27 protein-coding genes, 2 rRNA genes and 1 pseudogene are annotated in these 26,788 nt (G+C 40.5%); 14 read left to right on the top strand and 16 right to left on the bottom strand.

Translation table 11 applies throughout. From position 1 onward, the window contains the following. Positions 1–98 (top strand): 23S ribosomal RNA (locus FTT84_RS03405); the annotation flags it as partial. Between the two features lie 213 nt (positions 99–311). Beyond that, positions 312–426: ribosomal RNA gene (rrf, locus tag FTT84_RS03410) — 5S ribosomal RNA — on the top strand. 109 nt (positions 427–535) lie between these two features. Here the strand turns inward: rrf and FTT84_RS03415 are convergent. Continuing rightward, entirely contained in the window at positions 536–1,912 is a 1,377-nt protein-coding gene (locus tag FTT84_RS03415) for a dihydrolipoyl dehydrogenase (protein ID WP_180056469.1), read from the bottom strand. 141 nt (positions 1,913–2,053) lie between these two features. On the opposite strand from FTT84_RS03415, the pseudogene FTT84_RS03420 reads away from it, so the two are divergent. Further along, a pseudogene (locus FTT84_RS03420) lies at positions 2,054–4,049 on the top strand (hypothetical protein). A gap of 53 nt (positions 4,050–4,102) precedes the next feature. Here FTT84_RS03420 and FTT84_RS03425 read toward each other — a convergent pair. Genes FTT84_RS03425 through FTT84_RS03435 form a run of 3 tightly spaced genes read right to left on the bottom strand, consistent with a single transcriptional unit; the run spans position 4,103 to position 4,950 of the window. After that, a complete protein-coding gene (locus tag FTT84_RS03425) occupies positions 4,103–4,210 on the bottom strand; it encodes a colicin release lysis protein (protein ID WP_180056466.1) in 108 nt (35 codons plus the stop codon). Continuing rightward, positions 4,203–4,622, bottom strand: coding sequence for a beta-lactamase hydrolase domain-containing protein (locus FTT84_RS03430; protein WP_180056464.1), 420 nt, complete (start codon positions 4,620–4,622; stop codon positions 4,203–4,205). Before FTT84_RS03430 ends, FTT84_RS03425 begins: the two co-directional genes overlap by 8 nt. Further along, entirely contained in the window at positions 4,615–4,950 is a 336-nt protein-coding gene (locus FTT84_RS03435; RefSeq protein ID WP_067767963.1) for a TIGR01244 family sulfur transferase, read from the bottom strand. Before FTT84_RS03435 ends, FTT84_RS03430 begins: the two co-directional genes overlap by 8 nt. A gap of 123 nt (positions 4,951–5,073) precedes the next feature. Between FTT84_RS03435 and FTT84_RS03440 the strand changes: the two genes are divergently transcribed. From FTT84_RS03440 to FTT84_RS03450, 3 genes are read left to right on the top strand one after another with little or no spacing between them, the layout of a single operon-like run. Continuing rightward, the gene (locus tag FTT84_RS03440; RefSeq protein WP_180080050.1) at positions 5,074–5,970 is read left to right on the top strand and encodes an alpha/beta hydrolase; all 897 of its coding nucleotides are present in this window, start codon (positions 5,074–5,076) and stop codon (positions 5,968–5,970) included. Beyond that, positions 5,971–6,393: a thioredoxin TrxC gene (gene trxC, locus FTT84_RS03445; RefSeq protein ID WP_180056460.1), complete on the top strand. Its 423-nt coding sequence runs from the start codon at positions 5,971–5,973 to the stop codon at positions 6,391–6,393. A 30-nt stretch (positions 6,394–6,423) separates the two neighbouring features. Next, positions 6,424–6,843 carry an acyl-CoA thioesterase gene (locus tag FTT84_RS03450; RefSeq protein ID WP_067767954.1) on the top strand — a complete coding sequence of 140 codons (420 nt, stop codon included), beginning with the start codon at positions 6,424–6,426 and terminating at the stop codon, positions 6,841–6,843. 75 nt (positions 6,844–6,918) lie between these two features. On the opposite strand, the gene FTT84_RS03455 is transcribed toward FTT84_RS03450, so the two are convergent. The 3 genes from FTT84_RS03455 to FTT84_RS03465 all read right to left on the bottom strand — a co-directional run bounded on the left by FTT84_RS03455 (position 6,919) and on the right by FTT84_RS03465 (position 8,568). Continuing rightward, entirely contained in the window at positions 6,919–7,416 is a 498-nt protein-coding gene (locus tag FTT84_RS03455) for an ester cyclase (RefSeq protein ID WP_067767951.1), read from the bottom strand. A 133-nt stretch (positions 7,417–7,549) separates the two neighbouring features. Then, positions 7,550–8,053, bottom strand: a complete 504-nt coding sequence (locus FTT84_RS03460) for a DUF4442 domain-containing protein (protein ID WP_067767948.1) — start codon at positions 8,051–8,053, stop codon at positions 7,550–7,552. Between the two features lie 26 nt (positions 8,054–8,079). Next, complete coding sequence (locus FTT84_RS03465; protein ID WP_067767945.1) at positions 8,080–8,568, bottom strand: YajQ family cyclic di-GMP-binding protein; 489 nt, start codon at positions 8,566–8,568, stop codon at positions 8,080–8,082. A 92-nt stretch (positions 8,569–8,660) separates the two neighbouring features. Here FTT84_RS03465 and FTT84_RS03470 point away from each other — a divergent pair, with 92 nt between their 5' ends. Continuing rightward, positions 8,661–8,975 (top strand): rhodanese-like domain-containing protein, encoded by a 315-nt coding sequence (locus FTT84_RS03470; RefSeq protein ID WP_067767942.1) that lies wholly within the window; start codon positions 8,661–8,663, stop codon positions 8,973–8,975. A gap of 56 nt (positions 8,976–9,031) precedes the next feature. Here the strand turns inward: FTT84_RS03470 and mnmC are convergent, their stop codons facing one another. Genes mnmC through FTT84_RS03490 form a run of 4 tightly spaced genes read right to left on the bottom strand, consistent with a single transcriptional unit; the run spans position 9,032 to position 12,467 of the window. After that, on the bottom strand, positions 9,032–10,960 hold the full coding sequence (gene mnmC / locus FTT84_RS03475) for an FAD-dependent 5-carboxymethylaminomethyl-2-thiouridine(34) oxidoreductase MnmC (RefSeq protein ID WP_180056458.1): 1,929 nt from the start codon (positions 10,958–10,960) through the stop codon (positions 9,032–9,034). A 49-nt stretch (positions 10,961–11,009) separates the two neighbouring features. Further along, on the bottom strand, positions 11,010–11,519 hold the full coding sequence (locus FTT84_RS03480) for a hypothetical protein (RefSeq protein ID WP_067767936.1): 510 nt from the start codon (positions 11,517–11,519) through the stop codon (positions 11,010–11,012). 5 nt (positions 11,520–11,524) lie between these two features. Continuing rightward, a complete protein-coding gene (locus tag FTT84_RS03485; protein ID WP_067767933.1) occupies positions 11,525–11,827 on the bottom strand; it encodes a YciI family protein in 303 nt (100 codons plus the stop codon). Positions 11,828–11,855: 28 nt separating this feature from the next. Further along, a complete protein-coding gene (locus FTT84_RS03490; RefSeq protein ID WP_067767930.1) occupies positions 11,856–12,467 on the bottom strand; it encodes a septation protein IspZ in 612 nt (203 codons plus the stop codon). A gap of 44 nt (positions 12,468–12,511) precedes the next feature. Here FTT84_RS03490 and FTT84_RS03495 point away from each other — a divergent pair, with 44 nt between their 5' ends. Next, complete coding sequence (locus FTT84_RS03495; RefSeq protein WP_180056455.1) at positions 12,512–13,363, top strand: PHP domain-containing protein; 852 nt, start codon at positions 12,512–12,514, stop codon at positions 13,361–13,363. A gap of 93 nt (positions 13,364–13,456) precedes the next feature. Here FTT84_RS03495 and FTT84_RS03500 read toward each other — a convergent pair whose 3' ends face one another. Beyond that, on the bottom strand, positions 13,457–14,368 hold the full coding sequence (locus FTT84_RS03500) for a bestrophin family protein (RefSeq protein ID WP_067767924.1): 912 nt from the start codon (positions 14,366–14,368) through the stop codon (positions 13,457–13,459). Positions 14,369–14,443: 75 nt separating this feature from the next. Continuing rightward, positions 14,444–15,145: a DNA repair protein RadC gene (gene radC, locus FTT84_RS03505; protein ID WP_180056453.1), complete on the bottom strand. Its 702-nt coding sequence runs from the start codon at positions 15,143–15,145 to the stop codon at positions 14,444–14,446. 112 nt (positions 15,146–15,257) lie between these two features. Between radC and coaBC the strand changes: the two genes are divergently transcribed. Then, a complete protein-coding gene (coaBC, locus tag FTT84_RS03510; RefSeq protein WP_067767901.1) occupies positions 15,258–16,529 on the top strand; it encodes a bifunctional phosphopantothenoylcysteine decarboxylase/phosphopantothenate--cysteine ligase CoaBC in 1,272 nt (423 codons plus the stop codon). Between the two features lie 360 nt (positions 16,530–16,889). Next, the gene (locus FTT84_RS03515; RefSeq protein WP_180056452.1) at positions 16,890–17,408 is read left to right on the top strand and encodes a hypothetical protein; all 519 of its coding nucleotides are present in this window, start codon (positions 16,890–16,892) and stop codon (positions 17,406–17,408) included. 71 nt (positions 17,409–17,479) lie between these two features. Here FTT84_RS03515 and dusA read toward each other — a convergent pair whose 3' ends face one another. Beyond that, positions 17,480–18,511, bottom strand: a complete 1,032-nt coding sequence (gene dusA / locus FTT84_RS03520) for a tRNA dihydrouridine(20/20a) synthase DusA (RefSeq protein ID WP_067767884.1) — start codon at positions 18,509–18,511, stop codon at positions 17,480–17,482. 363 nt (positions 18,512–18,874) lie between these two features. On the opposite strand from dusA, the gene FTT84_RS03525 reads away from it, so the two are divergent. Next, positions 18,875–20,284 (top strand): methylenetetrahydrofolate reductase C-terminal domain-containing protein, encoded by a 1,410-nt coding sequence (locus tag FTT84_RS03525; protein ID WP_180080047.1) that lies wholly within the window; start codon positions 18,875–18,877, stop codon positions 20,282–20,284. Positions 20,285–20,518: 234 nt separating this feature from the next. Here FTT84_RS03525 and FTT84_RS03530 read toward each other — a convergent pair whose 3' ends face one another. Then, the gene (locus FTT84_RS03530; protein ID WP_180080044.1) at positions 20,519–21,721 is read right to left on the bottom strand and encodes an MFS transporter; all 1,203 of its coding nucleotides are present in this window, start codon (positions 21,719–21,721) and stop codon (positions 20,519–20,521) included. A gap of 140 nt (positions 21,722–21,861) precedes the next feature. Continuing rightward, a complete protein-coding gene (locus FTT84_RS03535) occupies positions 21,862–22,779 on the bottom strand; it encodes a DMT family transporter (protein WP_373684990.1) in 918 nt (305 codons plus the stop codon). Positions 22,780–23,724: 945 nt separating this feature from the next. On the opposite strand from FTT84_RS03535, the gene FTT84_RS03540 reads away from it, so the two are divergent. The 3 genes from FTT84_RS03540 to FTT84_RS03550 are packed head-to-tail and all read left to right on the top strand — an operon-like array spanning position 23,725 to position 26,642. Beyond that, a complete protein-coding gene (locus tag FTT84_RS03540; protein WP_067767868.1) occupies positions 23,725–24,852 on the top strand; it encodes an NAD(P) transhydrogenase subunit alpha in 1,128 nt (375 codons plus the stop codon). 11 nt (positions 24,853–24,863) lie between these two features. Beyond that, positions 24,864–25,184 (top strand): proton-translocating transhydrogenase family protein, encoded by a 321-nt coding sequence (locus FTT84_RS03545; protein WP_067767865.1) that lies wholly within the window; start codon positions 24,864–24,866, stop codon positions 25,182–25,184. Between the two features lie 3 nt (positions 25,185–25,187). Then, a complete protein-coding gene (locus FTT84_RS03550) occupies positions 25,188–26,642 on the top strand; it encodes an NAD(P)(+) transhydrogenase (Re/Si-specific) subunit beta (protein ID WP_180080038.1) in 1,455 nt (484 codons plus the stop codon). The last annotated feature ends 146 nt before the right edge of the window (positions 26,643–26,788 follow it).

Raw genomic sequence — 26,788 nt, forward strand, 5'->3', positions numbered from 1 at the left:
TAAAGAGCCGTTGAAGACTACGACGTTGATAGGTTGGATGTGGAAGTGCGGTGACGCATGAAGCTGACCAATACTAATTGCTCGTGAGGCTTGACTATACAACACCCAAACAGTTGTTGTACGAACTGCGTAAGCAGTGAGCAGAGATTGATTCATTAAAGACCAAACGGTCTTGAAATACTTGATTCAGAATACGCTAGAACATAAAATGCAACTCAAATAATCTGTTAATGTACTCTATTTGGTTGAAAGCTAAGGCACGAAGAGCACTGCTCTGAGAGAAGACCTCAGTAAGTATCCATAACAGTTGTGCTGGCGACAATAGCAAGAGTGAACCACCTGATCCCTTCCCGAACTCAGAAGTGAAACCTCTTAGCGCTGATGGTAGTGTGGGGTTACCCATGTGAGAGTAAGTCATCGCCAGCTCATTATTCAAAATCCCCCTAACTCTTATGAGATAGGGGGATTTTTTTATGCAATAAAAATGATAAAAATCAAAAGGAAAAACCAAAAAAAGCCTTATTTCACCTAGGAATCAGGAACTCAGCTGCCTTCTTGCATGTTTCAAAGCCGTTCTTAAACCTTCTTCGAGTGTAGGGTGATAAAAAGGTTTCTCTAAAATTTGGTGTATTGTTATATCTTCATTAAGGATCCAAGCGAGTAAATGGGCCAAATGTTCTGCTTCAGGACAGAATAGTTCAGCACCTAATAGTTTATGCGTATGAACATCAATATAAACTTCAGCCGCGCCTTGATTTTTAGCAGCGACAATTGCCCGTCCTTGTTTTTCATATGAAACGAAACCCGTTACAAATTCTATATTTAGATCTTTAAGTTGTTTATAACTTTTACCTATTGTAGCCATTTGTGGTGATGAAAAAAGGATACCAAGCGGACCGAGTGTTTTAATCGGCTTAATAATCGGATAGTTGAGACAATTATTTACAGACTGTTTTCCTTCATGTGCTGCCTCATGTTGAATAGGTGTGCTTGTGTGCGCATCACCTACAACAAAAATTGGATATTCCCCTAATTGCTTGCTGATAGGATCGATGGGTAGCTTTTTAAAGTCATTAAATAATTCATCGATATTTTCTAAATTTAATGAATTAAGTAAGGTACTACGCCCCGTTGCAGCCAAAACATAATCTACATTCATTTTTTGTTGTTTATTTGAGTCTGTAAAACTTAAGTGAACCTGATCATTTTGAACTTCATAAGATTCGGGTAATACTTCGAATTTAATATCTAATTCATTGCTGAGTACTTCTTGTGCCAAATTTTGAAGTGTTGGACTTGTTAATGAGCCAATTCTACGGCTTCGTGCAAAAATAGTGGTTTTAACCCCGCAACGATGTAAGGCTTGTGCGAGTTCTAATGCTATTACACCACTGCCAATCACAGCAATAGATTCGGGTAGGTGATTAAGTTCAAAAATTTGATCAGAGGTAAGTAGTTTGGAACCTAGAATATGTTTTTGAGTAGTGTCAATAGTGGGAGTTGTTCCTACAGCAAGAATAAATGATTTTGCTTGATAGCTTTGGTTATTTACTTGGACTGTATTTGCATTAATAAATTCAGCTTTTCCAGTAATCTTATGAGACTCTGGCCAGCTTTCAACATCTTTTAACGTAGCTCGTGTAAATCGATCTCTGAGTTGTTGTACATGTTGCATGACATGCTCTGTATTAATTGTTGCTTTTACATCGAGACCTAGAGCGCTCACATGTGAAATATCATGGATTCTATTTGCTGTAGAGATAAGAATTTTACTCGGCATACATCCTACGCGAGCACAGGTTGTGTCCCAAGGCCCATCATTTATTATGAGAATATTTTGTGTTTTTTTTATCGCTTCTTTATAAGCTGATATACCTGCAGTTCCAGCGCCAATAATGATGATGTCGTACATATAGACTCCTTATTTATAGAGAATTTACCACAACAAACATTTATCTTCCTTTTATTTACATAAAGCTATAACTATGGTTACATAGCAGCCAATAAATATTTATAACAACTCTATATATATTGAGGGTTCTAGGGGAATTTCATGTTTAATAAACAAGCACCTTTAAAGTTGTCTGCTATTGCTATTTCTATTTTACTTGCAAGCTGTGGTGGCGGTGGTAGTGACGGGTATTTTAACCAAAATGAAAATACTACTGGTGGAGGTTCGGGTACTGATAACGGTATTGAAAACACCAGTAGTTGCTAAATTAAATATCACTAATGTTGAAGTTTTTGACAACAATAATCAAAAAACTACAGCTTTAACAATTCTTGGTGCAAGTGTAAAAGTAACTGACCAAAATGGTCAGCCAGTAAGTGGTGCATTAGTAACATTCACGGGCGAAAATATTAGTTTTGAAACTTCAAATGCTACAGTGCTCTCAAATGCTGATGGAATTGCAAAAATTGGAATTAAGCCTGTAGATGAAACTAAAACTGGTATTTTTAAAATTGCAGCAAATGCAGAAATTGGTGGTAATACTGCCAATACAAGCGATACCTTTGTATCTGTTGAAGCTCTGAAAACTAAGTTTGATAATCTTGTATTTGATAATTCAACTATTGATGCAGGTGGTTCTGTTAAAATTAGTCTAAAAACTGTCGATAGCTCGACAGGTATTGCACAAAATAATGTGCAAGTAACTTTTAGTTCAGATTGTGGAACGTTTACGAATAACACAGTAAACTCAAATCAAGGTTTAGTTGAAACAACTTATACTGCAATATCTAACGGAGGCCAATTATGTACTGGCACTCAAGTTATTAGTATTAGTGCAAATAATGGTGCAACGACGACAACCAAGAACATTACAATTAATCCGATTAAAGCCAATTCACTTGTATATAGTTCAGGTGAAGTTAAGTTAGGTGCTGCTAATAGTGGTTCTAGTGCATCTGGTAAAGTTGAATTTACAGTATATTCAAATAATCTGCCTGCTAAGAACCAAGATGTATTGGTTGAGCTGATTTATGCGCCAAGTGATCTTAGTTTTATTACATTGCATAACAAAACACAAAAAACAATTAAATCTAATGATGATGGTAAGATTGTCGTAGATATCTTCCCTGGTAGCCTACCAGGACCTGTGGAGCTTAAAGCCACTCTTGCTAGTGATACAAGTGTTACAGCATTGACAAAAGATGTCTCTGTTGCAACAGGGCGCGTTACACAAAATGGTTTGAGTCTATCCGTAACTAAGAATGCATTACAATGGGATATTGATGGCGACAAAGCTACGATTGTTGCGCGTTTACGAGATCGTGTTGGTAATAAAGTTCCTGATGGTACAGTTGTAAGTTTTGTTACAGAGGGCGGAAGTATTACACCGAATTGTTCAACAACTGATGGCGAATGTAGTGTTGTTTTACAGACTCAGAACCCACGTCCAGCTGATAATCGCGTAACCGTTTTAGCTTATGTTGAAGGCGATAAATCTTATATTGATAAGAACTCTGATAATTTATATACCGCGGGTACTGATGAGCTCACGAGCAATATTGGTGACTTCTTCCGAGATGATAATGAGAACACGATTTTTGAAGCAGCTTTAGGTGAGTTTTTATATAAACGTGGGGCAGTGGGGAATAACTGTGCAGTCAGTACTTTTGCTCAACCAAATATCTCAGGAACATGTAGTTCAGAACTTTCTGCAGTAATACGTCAACAGTTAGTCTTCTCATTTAGTAATGATGTGCCAACAATTAAAGATGTAGCTGTGACTACAACCAAAACAAACTTTACGTTCAAGCTGTTTGGTAATAGCGCGCAATCTGTTCCAATGCCGACTGGAACAACAGTAGCCGTACAAGCAGAAGATAATACTAAAGATAATGAAAAATCATGTTCAGCAGAGTTATGGAGTGGTAATGCAACCGTTCCATCTGTGTTTAATTTACTAACGCCATCAACATTTGCGTCGAGTACACAAGTAAATTATTCATACCGCTTAAAAGAATGTGATTCGGGGGATAGTTTAATCTTGACAGTTACAGCTCCGACAGGACAAATTACAAAACAAGAATACACGATTCGTTAAAATAAAAAAAACAGCGCTTCGGCGCTGTTTTTTTTATTAGAGGGACTGCAAAATTAAAGTGCAGTCCCGACACTTACACCAACAGTTGGACGTACATTCATCGAATTACATCCTGTTAGCAACATTGTTGTAAATAAAATTGCAAACACGAATTTAGTCATTGAGCAAACCTTGAGCCTGAGCTTGATTGAAAAGAGATGTCGAACGAGAGCCGCTGCGACAAATCATCAAAATGGGTTTTGGAAGCTCATTATAATATTTTGCAAATTCTTTCACGTCTGTTTGAGAAATTTTACCGCTGACAACAGGTTGGTAAACGACACTAACCTGAGATTTTTCAGCAATACTTCTAAGTTGCAGCACAGAAACTTCATTGCCTTGCTCTTGGTCAGGACGGTTCACAATGACAGATTTAAATTTTTGCTGTTTGATTAAACTTGAAAATTTATCTGTGGTCATTTGTCCCGATACACTGACTTTCTCATTGAGCACTTGGCTGTCTTGAGCAAAGGAAGCTGTTGTGCAACTCACGCAAAGTACCAATAATGCACGCTGAATGAATGCATTAATCATCCAAAAGATCCATCTGTTTAGCTAGTTGGTAAAGGTTATTTGAACGATTACCTGTACGGCAGAACATCAGCACTGGTTTTGGCAGTTCATTGAAATGGTTGGCAAATGTGCGTACATCCAGTTCAGTGATTTGACCTGCAACAACAGGTTGATGTACATAGTCTAAACCCGCTGTACGTGCAGCTTCTTCAATTTGAGCACTCGCTGGTTGATCAGGGCCACCTTCCATATCTGGGCGGTTATTTATAATTGATTTAAAGCCTTTTTCAACGACTTGCTCTACATGTTCAGGACCAATTTGACCTGCAAAACCAACATTTTCGCTCATTGAGTCACTCCATAATTTGATTCATAGATATATGCTTTATGATAGCATTAAGCTCATTGTAGAGCTGAAAGTTCTTAAAATTTATAAGCGATTACAACCATAAAATAACGCAATGGAGCGCTTATGCACGCCTATACAGTAGAACCACTGTATGTCAAAAGCGGCCAAGAAGTGATTGCCGCAGATTTTTATCGTCCGAAAGATGTAGAAAAACCAGCTGTCATTTTAATGGCGCATGGCTTAGCTGCTTTACGCCAATTTAAATTGATTCAATATGCTCAGCGTTTTGCGAAAGCCGGTTATGCAGTTGTACTTTTTGACTATCGTTACTGGGGAGGGAGTACCGGACGCCCACGTGAACTTGTTAATATTAAGGCGCAGTTAGAAGACTGGCAGACCATGATTAGTCATTTGCAGCAACGTAAATCGATTGATGCTCGACGCATGGTGCTATGGGGAACTTCTTTAAGTGGTGGTTACGTCTTGTCATTGGCAGCTCAGTTAAACAATATTAAAGCCATAATGGTTCAAGTTCCGTTTGTTGATGGAGCGGAAAGCGCCAAACGTTATCCCTTACAACAATTACCAAAAGCTTTAAAATTATCGAGCCAAGATTACATGGGCTCTAAAGTTGGGATGACGCCGACGACTTTGCCTGTGGTCGATCCAACCCGCTTATGCTTTTTACAATCGCCTGATAGTTATGAGGGTTATTTATCTATAGTTAATCCAGATTATTATTGGAGCGGTGAAATTCCTGCACGTGCATTATTTAAATTAATTCGATTCAGACCGATTCAGGATGTTCGGAAAATAAATGTGCCAGTACTCTTCATTGCTGCAAAAGCAGATAGCTTGATTCCAATTGAATCTAGTCGTGAAGCTGCGACCAATATTGCACCATTTGTGCAATATCATGAGTGGGATATGAAGCATTTTGAAATTTATCATGGGCAATGGTTTGAAAAAGCCATCACAACCCAATTAGAATTTTTACATCAACATGTTGGAGTTAGCTAAATGATCGTTGTGTGTCCTGAATGTGGTGCAAAAAATCGTGTACCTGAAGAAAAACTAGAAATTGGTCCTGCATGTGGTCAATGCCATCAAGGGCTTATTCCACTTGCACCAATTGAATTGAATGAACAGAATTTTAGTAATTTCATTAGCAATAGTGATTTGCCTGTATTGATTGACCTGTGGGCGGAGTGGTGTGGTCCATGTAAAATGATGGCTCCGCATTTTGCGCAAGTGGCAAAGTCAAATGCTGGCGTGGTTTTTGCTAAAATTGATACCGAAGCAAATCCACGTTTAAGCAGCGCTTTTAATGTGCGAAGCATTCCAACATTAGTTTTAATGAATAAAACCAACGAAATTGCTAGAATAAGCGGAGCAATGCGTGCAGGTGAGTTACAGCAGTGGCTCGACCAGCAATTAAATTAAACTCAATAAACGTCAGCGCCAGGAGCTAAAGTGTCAGAAACTCATGTAAAACCTGAAGGAACGCTTTCCCTACAAACCATCGCGATGCCAGCAGATACCAACTGGAGCGGGGATGTATTTGGTGGTTGGATTGTGTCACAAATGGACTTGGCCGGTGCTATTCACGCAGAACGTTTCAGTCAGGGGCGTTGTGCAACGATTTCGATCAATCAAATGACCTTCTTAGTCCCTGTGAAAGTGGGTGACGTGATTAGTGTCTATACCAAAATTTTGAAAGTGGGGAATACCTCAATTCAAATGCAAATTGAAGTTTGGGATAGCCATGACAGTTCACGTAATCCAATCCGTGTGACAGAAGGTGTATTTACCTTTGTCGCAGTGGATGTAAAAGGTTCTAAACGTCAAATTCCCGCCGACGCAAAAGCAAAGTTTTCTGCTGATCAAGCATAATAAGCAGTTAATCATGCTAAAAAGCCACAATCATTGTGGCTTTTTTTGTGCGTGTATCATTTCTAATTTATAAGCTTAAAACATGGTGTTTTGATTAGCACTTTGTTCTGGAATACTCTGTTGCACATCCCAATGTTCGACAATTTTTCCATCTTCAACTCGGAAAATGTCGATGATGGCTTCACCTCGATCTTGTTTATTCTGAGTGGAGTGTACGTGTAAAAATACCAGATCACCCTCAGCAACAGCGCGTTTAATAACATTGCTGGCTTGAGGATTTTCTTTAAAATATTGGGTGAAATAATTGACAAATGGTGCTTTGCCATCAGGAACATGCGGATTGTGTTGAATATATTGGTGCCCAATATACCGATCAGAATATTCTTGGACTTGATGTTTTAAGAACACACCTTCATAAAAATCGATGACAATTTTTTTATTTTCAGCAGCACGCTCCGCTTGTTTTGCATTCGAGATTTTGGATGTAGCTGTTGATTCTGTTTGTTGTGGTGCTTGGCAAGCGGTCAAAATAAACGGCAAAGCCATCGCCATAGCAATCATGATTTTTTTCATAAGGTGCTCAATATTTGCATGAAAGTCACATCATATTGAGCTGATTGAGACAGATTAAATAGTGAAGATCCGTCTCAACTTATGAGCATTATGGTAAAACTTATACTTACTTAAAAGTAAGTTTTATTTACATTTATTTATTTTTCAGAGTGGCTTTTGATACCCACGCCCATAACATTTCACACTGGATCGGTGCTTCACCCGATTCATCGGTGACTTGAACTTGAACCAAAGTTTCACCTTTGTCGGAAGTACGCATCTGTTCTTGTTGTTCTGCCGTTAAAGTTGCAATTGCGAGCATGGCGCCTTTACTTGGTCGTTTGAAATCAACTTTTAGGGTTTTGACTAGCACAATAGCACTATCAGGAACATTCATCGCTGTGACAAAGCCTGTTGCTGTCTCTGCAATGAGTGCCATTGCACATGCATGAAGCTGTCCGATATGGTTTTGCATTGCCTTGTGATTGGCAATGCTCACCTCAACACGCTCAGAGCTAACATGTTGATATCGAATTTTAGCAGTACCTACCATCGGCACGACGCGACCAAATGCTTGGCTTAGTAAACGACTTTGAATCCCTTTCGGTAATTTTGACGTTGCATTTACCAGTTTGTGAAGTTTATTTGGTCGTGTCATGAGAATCCTTTGGGGGCAATTCTGCCTTAATCTTTAAAGTTATTGAATTGTAGCGGTACACCAAATTGTTGTTCTTTTAAGAACGCCATAATTTGCTGTAAGGTATCGCGTTTTTTATCTGTTACACGAATTTTGTCGCCTTGAATTGAAGATTGCGCCTTAATGCCGCTTTCTTTAATGGCTTTATTAATTTTTTTTGCGGTATCAGAGTCAAGGCCATCTTTAAGCTTGATGACTTGAACTACATTTTTGCCAGAAGCTGTCATTTTTTGTGGATCTAAAGCTTGAATATCCACCTTACGTTTAAAGAAATGGTTTTCTAACATGCTATAAACTTGTTCACATTGGAAATCACTTTCAGTCGAAATTTTAATTTCCTTATTTTTTTCATTTAGTTCAATAGAAACGTCCTGACCACGGAAGTCAAAACGTGTTGCAATTTCTTTTTGCGTGTTTTGAACTGCATGATTTACTTCAAAAACTTCTAATTCAGAAACAATATCGAAAGAAGGCATAGATTAGACCTTTACAAAGGGAAAGAATATCTGAGATGCTAGGGATGTTTTCTTCATTTGCCAAGTGTTGTTTACATCAAAAGGAGTGCGCAATGATCCGTAAACAAGAAATTACAACATTTGAGTTCCCAGAAGACTCGATTATCTGGGATGTTCGTGATGCCGGTGCTTATGCTGAGGCGCATGTGAAAGGAGCTGTGAACCAGCCAATCACAGCTTTGTCTTCGGAAGCATTGACTCAAGTGTCAACGGATCAACCCATTTACATTTTATGTGGTGGCGGAAGTAAAGCTCCACGTGCAGCTGAATTATTAGAGGGTTTTGACAGCTCACGTGAATACGTGGTCTTAATGGGCGGCACACGTGCAGCTCGTGATGCAGGGTTGCCCTTAGTTCAAGGGCAATAAGACCTGATCAAAAAAAGCGCCGGAAGGCGCTTTTTTTATGCTTATTCTTTGAAAAGTTACTCAGCTTGAGACTGTGATTGAGCTTGAAAATAAGGCTTCTTGGGTTTTAATTTTGCTTTTGCACGTCGAACGAAACGCGCAGCGTGTATTTTATCGAGCAAGGTTGTTGGTATTGGACAAGCTTGCTTCAATACCTGCGCAGCAATGACTTCAGCGCATAGCGGTGCATATAGAAAACCTTTTGAGCCTAAGCCACTACAGCTGTAAATTTCTTTATCTTCATGCACAGCACCGATAACAGGAAAGAAGTCTTTTGTTTGTGCACGAAGGGCGGCACGACCTTGCCATTCAGTGATTGGTGGCAGTGTTTTTGCAAAGTCAGGAAAAATACTGTGGATAAGTTCATAGTTATGCACATGATCTTCAGTTAAGACCTCAGTATCTTCACGACCTGGGTAAAAAGATGCACCCATAATTATTTGATGATCATCAAGCTGCATGCAATAGCCGCCATAGCTATAGGCTTGATCCATTGTTAATTTTTGTGCTGGATTATATAACCAACTCACTTGGCCTCGAATGGCACGTAACTCAGGATAATCGCTTTGCAAATGCATACTTTCACGTGCAGCACAAATTACCACATGATCGGCATGGAGGTGTTGGTCATTTGAATCAATCAGTTCTACTTGACTATGCTGTTGCTTAATTTGAGTAATATCAGCACAGACCAGCTGAATATTGGGGTGTTGTAAAATCTCAACTTTGAGTTCGTGTGGTCGAACAGCACCAGCTTGCTTTAGATTTAAGCTCGGATATATAGATTTGACAGACTGATTTTTAAGATCAGCAGCTTCAATGATTTGTTCAGGATACTCTTTTGCCAAGTTTAGCTGTTCATCTGTATTCTTTAAGATGGATTGATGAATATGCAAAGGGCGAAATGCAGAAAACTGCGGATAATGCTGTAAAGCATATAACCAGCTCAGAGTCATTAAATGCGCGGAAGTCTGTTCAATCGGACTGAGTTTTGGATTGAGTAAAGCAAGTGGATTACCAGACCCCCCACAGAGTGGCTCAGATTTCTCGTAAATACGCACGATGTGTCCACGTTGGGCAAATGCCCAAGCGCAGCTTAACCCTGCGATTCCTGCGCCAATAATCGCGATTTGGCGTTGTTTAAAACTGCTTAAAGCAGTTGTGCTGGGTACTGCTGACTCAAGAGGAGTTTTTTCTTGCGTATTGATTGTTTCAGGTGCTAACCAAAATGCTTTGAGCATTTCTCGTTTGTGCTTATAACCCCGAGGGCGTGTCACGCGAATTCCATGTTGACGCAAGCCACGTTTGAGTACACCTGCAACGCTAAACGAGGCAAAGGTTGTGCCGATGTCAGAAAGACGCACGATATGATTGAGAACTTGTTCTTTCCACATGTCAGGGTTACAGGCTGGGGTAAAGCCATCAAGAAACCATGCATTGACTGTGGTGGTTTTTGCCATGACAGAAAAAACGTCATGTACATCGCCAAGCCATAAATCTATAGAAAAACGTTCGTCTGGAAAATCTAGACGGTGACAGCCTGCGATCGGTTCAGGATATTTTGCAATCAGTTGTTCTGTGAAAGATTTCAATTCTGGCCATGCATTTAAGGCACGAATTAAATCAGCCTTTGTCAGTGGAAATTTTTCCACAGAAATCGCATGTAAATGGCTGTGATTATCAGGGCGAACCTGTTGCCAAAGTTGCCAAAGTGCAAGGATGTTAAGACCTGTGCCAAAACCTGTCTCACCGACACAGAAATACTCATAATCTGTGATTTCAGCCAAACGGCTCTCAAGATCATTTCCGTTTAAATAGACATGACGCGTTTCATTTAAGCCATTGTCTCTTGAGAAATAAACATCACCAAACTGTTTGGATGCAGGAATATCTACACCATCAATCATGTGCCAATCGAGATCGGCAGTTTGAATTGCACTCGACAAAACTAAAGCAACCTTAAATTTTGTTTAGAAAGAAAAATAGGGAGGTGTACTACCACTGGCGACGACGTTTGGTATAGACATAGCTGGCCAATAAAAAGCCAAGTAATACGCCTACACCTAGCGTACTTGCACCATACAAAAACATTTGTGCACTGCGTTCACTTTGGAGGACTTGAACTTGAACACCCAAACTATCATTTTTTAATTGCAGCTCTTGGTTCTGTGCTAAAGCTTCCAAATTGGCTTTTTCCAATTGCTGTAGACGTACAGATTGGTCTTTCACCATTGCCTTGACTTTCGCATCTTGTAAGGCTTTATTTTTTGCTAACTGTTCAATGGTCAGTGGATTGGCTTCCTGAGGTTGACCGTTGGCTTTAATGCTTGCCGAAACAGGCAAAATCCCTGGTTTGTTGGCAGGAATTGTTTGTGGAACGGGTGGTGGTGTTGCAGTCGTTGCTTGAGCAGCAGGGGCTACAGCGGGAGCAGGAGCTGTTTCGACAGCCCATGCAGTTGAACAAATTAAAGATAAGCCCAGTAAACTAGAAACAACGACGTGCATGAACCTTATCCTTTAGGAAATGCTTTGTTAAATGGTTTTACGTCAATATGACCGTAAACACCTTCTTTTAAAAATGGCTCATCAGCTAACCAAGCATCCAATGCTTCACGGTTATCAAAATCAACAATAATCGTACTACCATAAAAGCCCGCTTGTGGATTGGTTGGGTCTTTTGGCATCGCTCCAGCAACAACTAAACGACCTTCGTCATCTAATTTTTGTAGACGTTCTAAATGTTGAGGACGAACTGCAAGGCGCTTTTCCACTGTACCTTCATTATCTGTACAGCTTACGACGAATAATGGCATGACTTTTCCTGATTTTTGACCGAATGGATTATTCAGAGGTCTTAAAGTATTTACGCAATACAATAAACTGAATAATGATAAAGGAAAACATCACGATCATGTCACCAAATGCAGTGAATTCACCCCAATATTTTCCATCGGCAAATAAATAAGCAAAGAAGGTGTGTAAACAAGACATCACCACAAACATTGCGGCCCATGCATAGTTCAGTTTTTTCCAACCTGCAACTGTTAAATTTAACACGGGGCCAAATAAACGTTCGATAAGCGGCTTCTTATCTTTGCTAAAGAACGGTGAAAGAAGGAATGCACCTGCAAAGACCAAATTCAGTAAGACTGCTTTCAGGCGAATATAAAAATCATCACTGAGAATTAGTGTAATGCCACCAAAAATAACCGTCATAAACAACACAATCCATTGTTGTTTATCTAAACGGAATTTTTGCATGACAAACAATGCGCCATATACCACTAACATGGAAAGCATGAGACCGGTGGTGGCTACAAGGATATTATTATTGTCCACGCCGCCTGCAGAACCAACTAATTGCAATAACGGGTGCTGTGTATCTTTTGGATCTACAGTTTTATATAAATAAAAGAAAATAATGAGTGGCACAAAGTCTAAAAGTGCTTTCATGTTAGAGTATCTAAATCTGATCAAATAAATGACATAGTATAGAGATGCAAGGCGTAGATTTACATACACACAGTAATATTTCTGATGGTACTTTGTCACCTGCAGAATTGGTGCGTGCGGCCAGCCAAATTGGCATACATACCCTTGCGCTTACGGATCACGATACAATGGACGGCTTAATTTTAGCTGAACAGGCGGCAACCGAATGTCAGATACAAATTATTTCAGGTGTAGAAATCTCCAGCCAATGGTCACGACCTGCAACTAAAAAAAGTTATGGCGTGCATATCGTGGCCTTGAATATGCAAAATCCTGAGCCGCTACAAGACCTGTTGAGACAGCAAAAGTTAATACGTGCAGAACGAGCGCGACAAATCTGTGATTTGTTGATTCCGCTAATTGGTCAGGATATTTATCAAGATGTGATTGCCAAAGTGGATAATGAGCCTGACCGAGTGACACGAACCCACATTGCCAAAACATTGGTTGAAAAAGGCTGTGTGTCACGTCCACAACAGGCCTTTGATAAATATATTAAAGAAGGCAAAAAAGCCTATGTAAAATTTGAAGGCCCAAGTCTTGCCGATACCATTGCCGTGATTCATCAAAGTGGTGGGTATGCGGTACTTGCTCATCCAACTCGTTATGATTTATCTGCAACCAATATTCGCTATTTGATTGAAATTTTTGCTCTAGCAGGTGGTGATGCCGTTGAGTTGCCACCGGCGATTGAGCCGCTATCTACTCGCCAAATGGTTGACCGAATGATTGCTGAGCACCAACTCAAAGTTTCGGTGGGCAGTGATTTTCATGGCGACAATATGCCATGGATTAAATTAGGCAATATTCCTCGTGTCAAAGAAGGCCAAGTTGGGATTTGGGAAAGTTTTGTTTAAATATTTCTTTCATCTCCTTGCGGAATATATTCCTTATAGGAGTGAGACGATGTTCTCTCTCCTATAAGGAGAGGGCTAGGGAGAGATAATAAATTAAAGTAAGTTATGGTCTTTGGCTTGAATGGGGGGCGGCGTTGGTTTACCAAGCGTTCCTAACAATTCAATTTCAATGGTGCGGACCATCGAGTCGAGAGGTAAGTCATTGCTTTGCGTTCCGAAAGGCTCTTCAATTTCAGAACTTAACGCATCTAAACCTAAGAATGTATAAGCAAGAATACCGACCAAGAGCGGTGTTGCCAAACCGAGAGTTGAACCTAAACTAAACGGCAGCACAAAACAGAAAAAGTACACGGTACGATTCAGTAAAACAGAATAAGCAAAAGGTAAAGGCGTCGTCGCAATACGATCGCAGCCAGTTTGCACTGTACTCAGTTCCATCACGTGTTGATTCATTTGTGCATAAATTATGTCAGAAATTTCACCTTCTTTCAGCGCTTGCATCAACTCCCATTGAATCAAACTTAAAGTGTATTGTGGAGCATTGGCTTGTTGGTATAACTGGGTAATGGCATTGGCGCTCATCCCACTGGTTTCGACCAATTCAGTAGGATTCGCTGTTTGATGACGTAGTCGATCGCGTAGGACGTTGGCAAAGACGATGACGTGCTGAATCACACGTTCACGACGACCTTGACTGAGTAAACGACAGTCGCGGTCAAAATGGCGTGCATTGGCAATCAAAATACCCCATAAACGGCGAGCTTCCCACCAGCGGTCATAACACGCAGAGTTTTTGAACCCTAGAAAAATCGAAAGTACAACGCCAATTAAGGTAAAGCCCACCAGTGGAAATTCTGGAAAATGAAAGATGTCGACATAAGATAGTCCACCAATCACGGCAGATAAGAGCATCACCACACCGAGCGGTGGTAAAACCTTGGGTAAAATCGTTCCACGCCAAGAAAATAGCACCTTAAAAATACTGGGTTGGTCACGAACGATCATGTTGGAATAATAAATTTATATTTAAAAAAATTATGATGATCTTCATGGTTGAAGGATGCATTGTCAATAGATCTTTCATGCTGTTTTCATTGTGCTGATTAAGCCATGTTCAGCAAAAGAAAAACTGTCTTCTGCGGCAATAATACAATGATCGATTAAACGGATTTCGACCAAGGCACAGGCCTGGTGAATTTGTTCAGTAAGTTGTAAATCAGCAGCGGAGGGTTGAGCATGACCAAAGGGATGATTATGGGCAATGACAATATTGGTGGCATATTCCGATATTGCATAGCGCAAGAGTTGATTGATGGAGATTTCACAGGAATTTAAGCTGCCATAGAACAGTTTTTTAAAGTTTATTTTTCTTAAATGCGCATCCAAACACAGCACACCAAAAATCTCTTGTCGTTCTGATAAAAACTCATATCTTAAATAATTTTTCAGTTGTTCAGAGTGCTGTAAAGCGATAGCTGCATTTTGAACGTGTTGTCCAATATATCGTTTTCCAAGTTCTTTCACTGCCATGAGTTGAGCAAATTTACTGTTTCCAATACCGTGAAACTGGCGTAAATCCTCAAGTGATGCATCCATTAAAAGATTCAGTTGCCCATAATGCTGAATCAGCAGGCGAGCCAACTCGACCGCTGAATGTTGCTGTGAACCTGAACGTAGAAAGATTGCTAGCAGTTCAGCATCGGATAAACTTTCAGCACCTTGATGGATGAGGCGTTCACGTGGCCGTTCGAGTTCAGGCCAATTTTTTATAGAATTATTCATTGTTGTTAGACTTTTTTATTATCAGTGATCCAGCTTTTTAAAGTTGGATTGTTGGGTCAGCCAATATTTAATGCTATTGTGAGCGCCACTGCAACAGATAGGTAGCCTGTTCGTGAGCTTTGATTTAAGTGTAATGCCCACTAAAAATATTCTTTTAGCTGTAACTGGCGGTATCGCAGCATATAAAAGTGCCATTCTTGTGCGTCGACTAAAAGACGCAGGGTTTGATGTACGTGTTGTAATGACTCAAGGTGCACAAGCTTTTGTCACACCTTTGACCTTTCAAGCCTTGTCGGGCAATCCGGTACATACCGAATTGTTAAACCCTGAAGCTGAAGCAGGTATGGGGCATATTGAATTGGCACGTTGGGCTGATTTAGTGCTCGTTGCACCTGCAAGCTGTGACACCTTGGCAAAATTTGCCGCAGGTCTAGCGGACGATTTGCTCTCAACTTTATACCTTGCGACCAAAGCTCCAGTATGGGTTGCACCTGCAATGAATCAACAGATGTGGGCGGCGAAAGCGACCCAACGCAATCTCAATACATTAGTTGAAGATGGCGTGCACGTGATTATGCCAAATGCAGGTTCGCAAGCCTGTGGTGATGTAGGGCTAGGGCGTATGCCAGAGCCTGAAGATCTAGCAGATCAAGTGACGGCTTATTTCCATCAAGCTCAGCGTGCAATCGCGGAAAAATTTGGCATGTTGGCAGGCAAGCATGTTGCAATTACGGCCGGCCCTACACGTGAGTCGATTGATCCAGTACGTTATATTTCCAATCACAGTACCGGAAAAATGGGCTTTGCTTTGGCAGCCGCATGTTATGCCGCAGGTGCTAAAGTTACGTTAATTGCTGGGCCGGTTAGCCTTGATACGCCAAATGGTGTACGCCGAATTAATGTGCAATCTGCCATTAAAATGCTGAATACCAGCTTGGATATGCTAGAAGAAGGTTGCGATATCTTTATTGCAACGGCTGCGGTGGCGGATTATCGCGTGGCTGAAGTTGCAGAGCATAAGATTAAAAAAGCCGGCGATGAGCTTAATGTTGCACTCATTAAAAATCCGGATATTGTTGCGACCATTGCGCAGCAAGATAAACGTCCATTTATGGTCGGTTTTGCTGCCGAAACCCGTAATGTGGAAGAATATGCCGCAGGCAAGTTGATTGCAAAAAAACTGGATATGATTGCGTGCAATGATGTGTCGCGTTCTGATATTGGTTTTGCTTCGGATGAAAATGCGATGACAGTGTTTTTTGCTGAGCAATATCAGATGGAAAAGCGTGATTTAGAGAAAGCATCTAAACAAGAAATTGCACAACAATTGGTTGAGGCGATTCATGATGCCTTACATTATGAGCCTGAAGTTGACGAAGACTGATTCAGATGAGTTGATAATTCAGTCGTTCAAATTATAAAAAGCTCCTGATAAGGGGCTTTTTATCAGAATAAAAATAAAGATGCCTAGATTTTTATTGCTGTACCAGGCGGCCAAAAATGTCAATTTGATACTTAAAATGTCAGTTTTTACCCGCCCATGTTAGGGCTTTAAAAGGTGAGATATCTATTTTAAGTATTTGATATTAAAATTAAAAAATAAATACCTTTAGAGTGTTATTTTACTTGTGCTCTTTGTCGATTTCGATACTATGATAAGTAGAGTGAGATCATTAAAACGAATTTTCCTGAAAATGTGATCTTCTTGGTTAAAGAATAAAACGTGCATCATGGGGGATGTAGCATGTTGCGAATTCTATTTATCGCAGTTGCCTTGAGCTTTGTGGGATGCAGCTATTTTGTTTCGACCGACGAATTGTCAGATCGTATTGAATTACAAATGCAACGAGAGTTTGATCAAAATGCTGCGTATCAACAGTATCATTTGAAAATACAAGATTTTAAAATTTTAGAGCGTCAGGGAACCAGTTTTAAAGGGCAAGCCACACTGAAATATGATGGGCAGTCCTATCAAATACCCGTGCAAATTTATAAAGATGTGCAGGGGTATTCATGGAAAATTGAGGAAAGTGCTTTTGCATTCATTGATGAGGCTGAAGTGGCCAAATATCAGACGCAATTAGACGAAGAATTTAAAAATATCAGCGCTGAATTGGATCATGACAATACCCAAGAATCTGTTGATGCACCTCAGCAAAGTTATGTCGGATTGCGTGAAGAACAAGATGCTTCAGATTATAAATGGACTGAATATGACGATGAACCCTTTCCAAACGGTAATATTACAGTCAATAGCCACTAGTTAATTTTGAAATAGAATATTCAAATAGATCATAAAAAAAAGCCCTAAAATATTAGGGCTTTTTATTGCGTTTATTCAACGATGATGGGCTTAGGATGATCTCGCAAATAATCTTCAGTGCGTTGCATGGCTTCTTTAATGTTGGCAATTGCATTTTCAACATCCGCAAATGTTTTAGCATTGCCGCCACTTAAGGCCTGACGCCACTTGCGTGCACCTGGTAAGTTTTGGAACAGACCCAAAATATGACGGGTAATAATTGAAAGTGGCGCACCTTCTTCCATGCGTTTCGCTATATAAGGCATCATTTGATCCATAATGTCGAAGCGATTTGGCATGTCTAAATCCCACAACTGACCTAATTCAGCCAATAAGTAGGGATTATGATAAGCCTCACGACCGATCATCACGCCATCGACATGTTTCAAATGTTCTAATGTTTCAGCGTAAGTTTTTACCCCACCGTTAATCTCAATCAGTAGATTTGGACGTTCCTGTTTTAGGCGATAGACATCTTCATAACGTAGTGGCGGCACATCACGGTTTTCTTTTGGTGATAGACCTTGCAGTAGGGCAATACGGGCATGCACAATAAAATTGTCGCAACCTGTTTTTGCAACAGTATCGACAAAATGCAGCATTTCTTCATAAGACTGCATATCATCAATACCAATACGGTGTTTTACCGTTACAGGAATATCGACAGCATTACGCATTTCGCCAATACATTCTGCAACTAAATTAGGCTCAGCCATTAAGCATGCGCCAATTTTATTATTTTGGACGCGATCACTCGGACAGCCGACATTCAGGTTAACTTCGTCATAGCCCCAGTCTTGGGCCATCTTGGTACAGGTGGCTAAATCTTTTGGATTCGATCCGCCCAATTGCAGTACGATCGGATGCTCTTCATGGTTATAGTCAAGGTGACGATTAGCACCACCAAATAAAATGGCGCCTGTTGTCACCATTTCGGTATACAGAATCACATTGGGATTAAACAGACGTGCGAAGAAACGATAATCTTTGGTGGTCCAATCCATCATCGGCGCAACACTGATTCGTGGTTGAAGTTTATTTTCAATGGTAGTGAGATCAGTCATTAAAAAATCACGCCTTAAATGAACAGAGAACAGGAGAAAAGCTTAACGGGATGCCGTTAAAAAAGAATGCGAAATGCGCTGAAAAAATCCGCATTTTTGGAACGGGCGCAATATTAGCATAAAAAAAGAATACGGACATTCTATCCCACTCGCTACTTCGTATTTACCGAGCGTATCTTTAGATTCCTCGGGTGTAAGCACTGATCCTACGATCTTAAATCTTTCAAACATTTTAGCTTTAAGCAGCCGAATGAGAGGCAGGATTTCATCTTTTGTAGTGGATAATCTATAATTTAATGAATTATGTTGGATACGCACATTTCAGCATTTTGCTCTCCATTTTTTTAATCTCCCTTATTGGTTATGTCACTATTTTCTGAACATTTAACACGTGGTCAATTTTGTATTTCTTTTGAGTACTTAACCACAGCCAAGCCACAGCATGTGGTGAATCATTTTGCTGGATTTCCAGCATTTATGACCTTGGCTGATCGTGTGCAAACGGATACTGATCCTACACCTTTGGAAGTGGCCAATGACTATCCTCAACAAGTGGAAAAAATACTGCACTTCTCTGGTAAAGGGCGAGACATTTCCGACTTTGAAGTGTTCTTAGATGAAGCTCAGGAACAGTCGATTGAAAATCTATTGTTACTGACTGGAGATAAGCTCAAACAGCACAATGACGGTGTTCACAATCCCGCTTTGCGGAGCCGTTATCTAGAGTCTGTCAATCAAGTCATGGCGGCAAAACAGCGGGGAGGGTTTTATTTGGGCGTGGCATTTAATCCCTTTAAATATGCTCAAGCTGAACGAGATGCCCAATATTTTAAACTTGAGAAAAAAATTAAAGCTGGTGCAGATTATGTGATCACTCAATTGGGTTTTGACACGCAAGTTCTGGCTGATTATCAACAATATATGCAGCAGCATTTTGCTCAGATACCGGTACTTGCTTGTATTATGCCACTGACTTTTGCGCGTGCAAGATTTATGGCGAAACAGAAAGTTGCAGGCATCGTATTAACGCCTTACATGCTGAGTTTTTTACAGCAAGAACAACTGGCGGACGCACAACAAGCAGAAAAAAATGTTTATGCACGCTGCGCATTACAGATACTGATGTGCCAAAAAATGGGCTATGCCGGGGTACATCTGTCAGCTTGCCATAAAGCTCAAGAACAAAAGAAATTAGCTTTAGCACTGGCTGAATATGCGAAATTGAGTTTGCAAGAATGTCAAAACTTGTGGACTACTTTATGGCAGTCAAATTCAGTAGAAGATTTTCAACCCATCTCCGCACACGATCATGCTGCACCGCTTGAGCAAGTGTTGAAATATAAAAGTATGCATCTGATGCATGAAGTCTTTTTTAGCTCCAAAATGGCGAAAGGCGTCGGTGGTTTGATTTTTGCTGCCAAACTATGGAATAAACCTAAAGCGGATGATGCTTTACTGAAGACTGAGTTTATAAGTAAGCATGGTATTGTCGGCTGTGAAAGCTGTGGTCAATGCAGACTTGGTGAAACCTTATATATTTGCCCAGAGACTTGCCCGAAAGGTTTAGCCAATGGCCCGTGTGGTGGAACCACTTTAGACCGCTGCGAGTTTGAAGACCGTGAATGTATTCATTCAGTCAAAGCGCGTTTAGCACAAAGCGTTGGACAAACAGAGGTGTTAAAACAAAGCTTAATTCCAACAGTTGCTATTGAAGCCCGACAAACCAGTTCATGGAAAAACTGGTTCTATCCTCAGAAAAGTGAGCTGAGTTAAGGTGAATATACGAGTTGAACTTCATTCATGTTGAGGTTCTTCTTTAAGTGGGAATGGCTTAAAGATCAAGGCAAACGTGATCAATTATTAAATAAAGATAAACCACATTAAGATTTAATAATTGTCTAAACGAGTGTCTGGACTTAAGCAGGGACTGCATCAATATTTATAACTTGCGTATTCCTTAATACTTAAAAGCCTCATATTTGAGGCAATTGAGTATTCATGGCGTACTTAAATGCTTTCAGCGTTGGCTTTAGGTTGAGGACGGTGAAACTGATCAAATAAAATAAAAATTGCCGCTGCGAAGACTAAGCTTAAACCTGTTAAGCACGTCATCGGCCAACCTCCGTGATGCCATGCAAATACGCCGAGTGCTGAGCCACACGCGCCACCAATAAAATAACTGGTCATATAAATCGAATTTATTCGTGAACGAGCAATTGGGTTTAATTGGAAAATAATGTTTTGATTACAACTATGCACCATAGCTAAACCTAAACTAATTAAACCGTAGCCAATGGTATAGAAGCCCAGTGAATTTCCACCTATATATAGAAGTCCCCAACTGATTGCTAAAATTGTGCAACCGACCCAAGTTAATATGGTGTTATAGCCTTGATCGGCTAAGCGACCAACCCATTGTGTTGAAAGTGCACCAAACACACCGACTAATGTGACAATTCCCACCCACACGTCTGCCAGATTAAAAGGTGGCTGGGTTAAGAGCATTGCAATTGTGGAAAACAGCATACTCATCGCCGCAAATACACAGCCACCAATCAAAGAGCGGTAAACTAAACGTCGCTCTTGTTTCAGCAAACGACCCATCGATTGAAAAATTTTTAGATAGGTCATTTGAATAATACTCACACGTGGCAGCCGCGTTTTAAGCAGCAGTGCAATGATCAACATTAAAACGGCACTGAGGACATAAATAGCTTTCCAATGAATTAAATTGGACAGCAATCCAGATAAACTGGTTGAGAGTAAAATGCCAACGAGAAGCCCACTCATCAAGAAACCAACCACAGCCCCAGTTTTTTCTGGACGGACGGCCAGCGTGACTAAAGGTATCAGTACCTGCGCTGCGACGGAGAATAGACCTGTAATAATCGTGCCGATCCACAACATATATAAGTTAGTGGATAGGGCACATAGCCCTAAACCTATCGCTGCACCTAACATTAACAACGGAATGAACTTGGCTTTATTGACAATATCACCTAATGGCACAATGAACAGTAAACCCAATGCATAGGATATTTGTGCAAAGGTTACCGTCAAAGCAACTTGCGACTGCGGTATTTGAAAGCTGTGCTGAATGGATGCAATCAATGGTTGGCAATAATAATTAGCACCGGCACATAAACCACAGGCCATGGCCATAAGCCATAACAGCGTTTTATCGTGGCTAATGTCAAGAGAGGCATTCATAAAATTGTCCAGATGTTGCGGCGTGAACAATACGCTCAATATTGTTCTACTTGCGAAGTGAGCCCACTATAAGGAAAAAAGAACGGTGCTTAAAGTATTTCTCTGTGAAAAGGTACGCAGAAAATTTTGATGAATAAAGTTTATTTATTCTTATTCAAGGTAATCATGCAGACCCCGAGCATGTTGAGTATGCAGCCTAACCATTGCCATGTATTTAAATGTTCATTCAGTAAGGCGACAGCCAAAAGAATGGTTAGGATCGGGCCAACTGACGCAATCATTGCAGATTGGCCTGGGCCAAGTCGGACGATACTTTGCATCAATAGGATCGTTGGTAATACGGTCACCAGTAAGCCGAGAGCTAGTCCATACCCCCAAATACCCAAAGGTAATTGAGTTAATAACTGGAATGGCTCCGGGGTTGCAATCCAAAAATGTAGCATCATGCCAATACAAGCAATGCTCAGTGCCAAACCAGTAAAATGCAGAGAGCCAAATTTTTGCATCAGGCGTGGGGTAAGGAGTAAATAGATTGAGAACAAGATTGCACTGGCAAAAACCAAGCTAGCGCCCAACCAAAAATTAGCATCATGCGGCGTATGACTTTGCTCTTGCAGCATGACTAAAACGGTACCGCCATAACTCAGAATAATGGCCAAAATGGCTTTTAAGCCTAATGGTTTTTTATAAATCGCTGCAGATGCGATGACCGTCAAGGTGGGATAAAGAAATAAGATAATGCGCTCTAAAGATGCACTGATGTACATCAGCCCACGAAAGTCTAACCAGCTGGAAAAATAATAGCCCATTAATCCCGATAATATGAGTAATGCCCAATCTTTCGCTGTAATACTGTGATAACGCTGGCGACTGTACCATGCAATGATAAGAAAAAATGGCAATGCGCTCGCCATACGTAACGCCATTAATAAGGTGGCATCGACTAAAGGAGATAAGGCATATGCTTGTTTGATGAAAATCGCTTTTGTACTAAATAAAAACGCTGCCGCGATCGCACAACTTGCACCGATGGAGTGCGGACGAAGCGTTTTCGATATCATCTTTAAACTTCCTGAAGGCTTTAAAAGTCAAAAAACATCTTAATTTTTAAATGAGTGGGATGCGTTTTTTCTCATTATAAAAAATGCCAGTACAGATGATAAATGCAAAAAAAGAATAGGTTCTATTCCTTGTTTTAGCCTACATTTCGTGCATTGCACGTGTATTTAATTTGAATTGTCGAGAGAAATGACAATGTTTTATGTTTTAGAAAAATGAACGTAGAAGTCATGTCGAACAGATATCTTGAATAGTATTTTGTGATTGCACCTTAATGGTGCATTAACTGGATTTTAGCCGAAAAAAAATACACGCCCATCATGCTATAAAATGTTGATGAAAATTTTTTTTAAGCCAATATTTTAAATTCTTAGACTTAAGACCAATGAACACTGTTTCACCACATTGCATAAATTAGCATCAAAAAATGCGCTATTCATGCTAAACAATTGGAATGACTATTCTGACACATAACCCATTTGAGTCGGTCAAAAATAGATGAGGCTATGCGGGTCTAAAATGTCAGAAAGGTCAACGCCTCGTTAAATTTTAAACGAAGTGGTTGTTTATCAGTGCTTGAATTGAATTTTAAAGATGAATTATCGGTCGTTTTAGAAGTGAGAATTGTCAAAAAGATCAACCATTGTTAAATGGCAAGATCCTAGTTAGTAGAAATAGTGATGTTTAAATCATCAAAACAGTTCTAAAAGTTATAGTTAGTATAAAAAATACGCATAAATGAACCAATAAATCTGAATAATTGAGATATCGCATCATTATTTTCATGAATCATGAGTTCAAAATATGGTCATTTATTAAATAAATATTGGGTAGTATTTTAGAAAAGTTCAATTAGAATCCAAAAATTGTACAAAAATACATCCTGAGGGGAGACATCGCAGGTAGCGATGTTTACTTAAGAAAAATTAGCTTGAGGAACGCTCATGCAGATCGGAATTCCAGCCGAAACTGTTGTCGGTGAAAATCGCGTCGCTGCGACGCCTGAAACAGTAAAAAAATTGATCAGCGCTGGCCATAGCGTGGTTATTGAACGTAATGCTGGTGTTAAAGCCGCTTATATCGATAGTGCCTATGAACAAGTCGGTGCCAAAATTACGGATGATGCCTATACCGGTAGTCAAATTATTTTGAAAGTACGTGCACCGAAGGGTGACGAAATTCAAAAACTTGCAGCAAACACAACTGTGGTTGCAATGTTTGACCCTTACCGCAACACCGAACTTGACCAATTTGCGGCACAAAACGTGTCTGCATTTGCATTGGAACTTTTGCCACGTACTTTATCTCGTGCACAAAACATGGACGTATTGTCTTCTCAAGCCAACTTGTCAGGTTATAAATCTGTGTTGCTTGCAGGTGCTGAATATCAACGTATGTTCCCAATGTTAATGACTGCAGCGGGTACAGTGAAACCTGCACGTGTCGTGATTATGGGCGTGGGTGTTGCGGGCTTACAGGCAATTGCAACGGCGAAACGTTTAGGTGCAGTGGTTGAAGCAACTGATTTACGTCCTACAGCACGTGATCAAGTGGAATCACTTGGCGGTAAATGGTTAGACGTACCAATGTCTGCTGAAGAACAGCAAAAAGCAGCTGATGCAGCAAAAAATGGTTATGGCTGGATGCCGGGTGAAGAATATATCCGCGATCAAGCAATCATTGTGGATAAAGCAGTTTCAAATGCCGATATCGTGATTACCACTGCGTTGTTGCCAGGCCGTGATGCGCCTCGTCTGATTAAAGCTGAAACTGTTGCCAAAATGAAACCGGGTTCAATCATTCTTGATATGGCGGTGGAAACCGGCGGTAACGTTGAAGGTTCAGTCTGTGGCGAAAATGTCATGACAGCCAATGGCGTGAAAATTCTTGGTATTCCAAATATTCCTTCTACAGTGGCGACAGAAGCATCGGCACTGTATGCACGTAACGTTTTGAATTTTGTAGATACCATGTTTGATAGCGAGAAAAACTTTGCCATCAATCCAGAGGAAGAAATTCAAAAAGCACTACTTGTCACTCATGGCGGCCAAGTGCTGCTGAAACGTGGTTAAGGAGAATCATCATGGTTGAAACGATTACTATTTTTGTCCTTGCAATCTTTGTCGGTTACTACGTGGTTTGGGGTGTTACGCCTGCACTGCACACGCCTTTAATGGCGGTAACGAACGCACTGTCTTCAATTATTGTTGTGGGTGCGATGATTCAAACTGTCGGCATACCTGGCATTGTGGATGCAAGCGTTCAATTTCAAAGCATTAATGCTGTGAGTATCTTGGGTGCGATTGCCGTATTCCTTGCAAGTATCAACATTTTTGGTGGTTTCGCAGTTACTGCGCGCATGCTTGAAATGTTCAAACCTAAGCAAAAGAAAAAAGAGGGTTAATTGATGGAATTTATTCGAGAGTATGCGGATTGGTTCTACCTGATTGGTGCCGTTCTTTTTATCTTAACGCTTCGTGGTTTGTCAGGTCCTAAAACTGCGATTCAGGGTAACCGATACGGTATGATCGCAATGGCGATTGCGGTTTTGACAACATTCTTTGTGGCGGATCATCCTGTCATTTGGATGATTGTTGGCGCAATGGTATTGGGCGCTGTGGTTGGTATTGCACGTGCACGTACGGTTCCAATGACTCAAATGCCTGAAACTGTGGCTCTGATGCACTCGTTGGTCGGTCTGGCTGCTGTACTGATTGCGATTGCTGCAATTCTACATAACAACCAACTTACTGCGTTATTTGCTGAAAACGAAGCGGCTTTAACGGCTGCTGATGTTGAACATGCACACATGAGCAAAATTCATTTATTTGAATTGTTTGTGGGTTGCTTCGTTGGTGCCATTACATTTACAGCATCTGTTTTTGCTTACGGTAAATTGGCTGCCAAGAAATGGGCAAAAACTATTTCAGGTGGTTGGGTTAAACCAGTTCAAGCACTGATTTTCCTTGCAATGTTGGCATGTGGTATCTATTTTTTCACCACAGGTAACATGAATGCATTCTGGGCAATGACTGTACTTGCACTTGCTTTTGGTTGGGTGTGGATTGCGCCAGTGGGTGGTGGTGATATGCCAGTAGTGGTATCACTTCTAAACTCATTCTCAGGTTGGGCGGCAGCAGGCATTGGTTTCACGCTTGAAAACAATATGTTGATCGTTGCAGGTTCGCTGGTTGGTTCATCAGGTGCGATTCTGTCTTACATCATGTGTAAAGCAATGAACCGTTCAATCATCAACGTATTGTTTGGTGGTGCAATGGGTGGTACAGCCGTTGCAGCGTCTGATAATGGTGAAAAAGTTCAACGTAATCATCGTTCTGGTTCTGCTGATGATGCTGGCTTCCTCATGTCAAATGCGGACAGCGTTGTGATTGTACCAGGTTATGGTATGGCGCAAGGTCGTGCACAAAATGCGGTTAAAGAACTGTGTGAAATCTTAAAAGAACAAGGTGTAAAAGTACGTTTTGCCATTCACCCAGTCGCTGGTCGTATGCCAGGTCATATGAACGTGTTACTTGCTGAAGCAGACGTTGCGTATGAAGACATTTTGGAAATGGACGAGATTAACTCTGACTTTCCAGCAACAGATGTTGTGCTGGTGATTGGTGCAAACGACGTTGTCAACCCAGCAGCAAAAGATGACCCAAGTTCTCCAATTTATGGCATGCCAATTTTGGAAGCACATAAAGCACGTACCATCATGGTGATCAAACGTTCTATGGCAACAGGTTATGCGGGTCTAGACAATGACTTGTTCTATAACGATAAGACCATGATGATTTTTGGTGATGCCAAGAAAGTTGTGGAAGATATGACCAAAGCGATTAATGGCGGCGGACACTAATACAAACCTCGTAAATCCCCCTTTTATAAAGGGGGATTTGATTTCTTCCCTTACATAAAGAGGGATTGAGAGAGATTAAACCACCTTCGGGTGGTTTTTTTATATCTACTAAATGGCTGTGAGATTCGAAAAATTATGTTGAGCAT

It is taken from the genome of Acinetobacter sp. YH01019 (assembly GCF_013420285.1).
Taxonomy (GTDB): domain Bacteria; phylum Pseudomonadota; class Gammaproteobacteria; order Pseudomonadales; family Moraxellaceae; genus Acinetobacter; species Acinetobacter gandensis.